The sequence below is a fragment of the Burkholderia sp. Bp8998 genome (genome assembly GCF_003854235.1).
GTDB lineage: Bacteria > Pseudomonadota > Gammaproteobacteria > Burkholderiales > Burkholderiaceae > Burkholderia.
In genome coordinates this window covers 1-2139 of the sequence record NZ_QTQF01000110.1, presented here as the reverse complement: position 1 = coordinate 2139, position 2139 = coordinate 1, and the positions used below count along the sequence as shown (strand labels likewise).

Genomic DNA, 2139 nt, shown 5'->3' with positions numbered 1-2139 from the left:
GGCGCTCAGATGCTGGTATTTCGTCATTGCAACACCCTACCTCATCAAAGGTGTTGCACTTGAAACTAGAGTCTAAGCTGTCACAACCATCACCTCGCACACCGCCTAAGTGCGCAGGTCTATCGGATAAACCCAGGTTCTCCCCACACCCACACTTGTTTCCTTCGAATATTTCTCAGCAAATGGAAAAACAATACTAGCCGGTTGACCAAGCATATGCCGCAAGTAAAAAATTGCGAACCCGACGGCTTGAGGTTTTGTCGCCAAGGGACTTAGATATAAATTTGAAATCCCCTGCTGTCGACGATCCAGCTTATTAATCGCATCAATAAGAACCAGATACGTTATAAATGGATCGTTCGCACTTGAATAAGACAGTTGCTCGTCTGGCACACGAAAGGGAGCGTCGGCAACCCTATGGAGCCTAATCAAACTCTCCTGGTACATATCAGCACTTAAAGAGGGCAGACTAAGCAACTGAATAAGCTTCGCACCACTTTTGTATGCAATCGCATGACTCACCAAATCATGATCATAGCCGGCCCCCATCCGCTGTTGGAGAAATTCCCCGACACCAGCACGGAAGACGGATGCGAGACGCTCCTCCAAGATATGCGAGCTGGCGGCTGCTGCGAACCTACCGAGTTCGACTGGGTGTTTGCAGACAACGAAGCTGAAGTTGGTGCCCCGATGGTGCCCGCAGCGGCTTAGATGGAGCAGTTTGAGGAAATTTGAAGCGCACAATTTCCTTGTTAAATCAATCGATTGGAGATAACATGAACCGTCTGCAAGGGCTCGCGTTTCGGTTCACACGGCAGGGGTCACTGGTTCGATCCCAGTACCGCCCACCAAAGAATTCAAGGGCCTGCGTCTCACGACGCAGGCCCTTTTCGTTTTACGCGTCGCCCTCGCGGTTGCTTCATGGCCAAGCAGCAATCGCGCGGCACCAACACACGCCATGCAAGAGCCGGCATGCCATCCCACCATCATCGCCACCGGATGACATGAAGCGCCACGCAGGTGTAACAATCGGTAACGAATTAGTAACCGTGAACGAATACCGACTGACTAAAATCGACCGACATTGACGTCGGCCAGGCGGCACCGGCTCCCCACTCCAACCAAAAACGACTGGAATCCGGAACGCGCGTTGCGCGGCTGGCTTTTACCGTCGCGACACACCCATGACATCGCCGAACTCACACACCCTGTGGTTGACCGGTCTGAGTGGCGCAGGCAAGTCCACGCTCTCGCGCGAGATCGCCGCACACTTGCGCATGCACAACAAGCCCGTCTGCATTCTCGACGGCGACGAACTGCGCTCGGGCGTCTCGCACGATCTCGGATTCAGCCGCGATGATCGGGCCGAAAACTGCCGACGTACCGCCGAAATCGCGAAGCTGATGAACAATCAGGGGATCATGGTGATCGTCGCGCTGATTTCCCCGTATGCAACCGACCGGCAACTGGCCCGGGAGACCATCGGCGACGAGCGCTTCGTCGAAATCTATCTGAAGACCGATATCGAGACCTGTTCAGCGCGCGATCCGAAGCGCCTGTACGCAAAGGCCATGACCGGCCAGACGCGCCAGTTCACCGGCATCTCCGATCCCTACGAGCCCCCTGTCGCACCCGATCTCGTCGTCGAGACCGGGTCGATGTCCGTCTCCGCGTGCGTCGCGCGCATCATCGAGTTCGATCAACAACGCTTCGACTACGCCTGATCGAAGCACCGCGTTCGCTCACCTCCCCCGCCCGATCCGTTCCGCGGTCGCATCGAACGCGCGCTTCGCCTTGTCGACGATCTCGTCGACCTCCCCCTCCCGGATCACGAGCGGCGGCGACAGCAGCATCCGGTCGCCGGTCGCGCGCATGATCAGGTTGCCGTTGAAGCAGAAGTCGCGGCAGATCGTGCCGATATCGACGCTTGCATCGAAACGCTCGCGCCGCGCGCGATCACGTGCAAGCTGGACGCCCGCGACCAGCCCTGTCCCCGCGATCTCGCCGACGATCGGATGATCGCCGAGCGCTTCCCGCAGCCGACGCTGGAAATACGGCCCGATGTCGTGCTTCACGCGCTCGACGATCCCTTCGTCGCGCAGCAGCTTCAGGTTCGCGACCGCCACCGCCGCTGCGACC

At 57.7% G+C, this 2139-nt stretch carries 3 protein-coding genes; 1 reads left to right on the top strand and 2 read right to left on the bottom strand.

The features are described 5' to 3' along the window. Positions 1-105: 105 nt before the first annotated feature. Positions 106-609, bottom strand: a complete 504-nt coding sequence (locus DIE06_RS37560) for a hypothetical protein (protein WP_124665715.1) — start codon at positions 607-609, stop codon at positions 106-108. Positions 610-1184: 575 nt separating this feature from the next. On the opposite strand from DIE06_RS37560, the gene cysC reads away from it, so the two are divergent. Continuing rightward, on the top strand, positions 1185-1724 hold the full coding sequence (cysC, locus tag DIE06_RS37555) for an adenylyl-sulfate kinase (protein ID WP_124665714.1): 540 nt from the start codon (positions 1185-1187) through the stop codon (positions 1722-1724). An 18-nt stretch (positions 1725-1742) separates the two neighbouring features. Here cysC and DIE06_RS37550 read toward each other — a convergent pair. Continuing rightward, on the bottom strand, positions 1743-2139 hold a 397-nt coding region (locus DIE06_RS37550), incomplete at its 5' end, for an aminotransferase class III-fold pyridoxal phosphate-dependent enzyme (protein WP_124665713.1).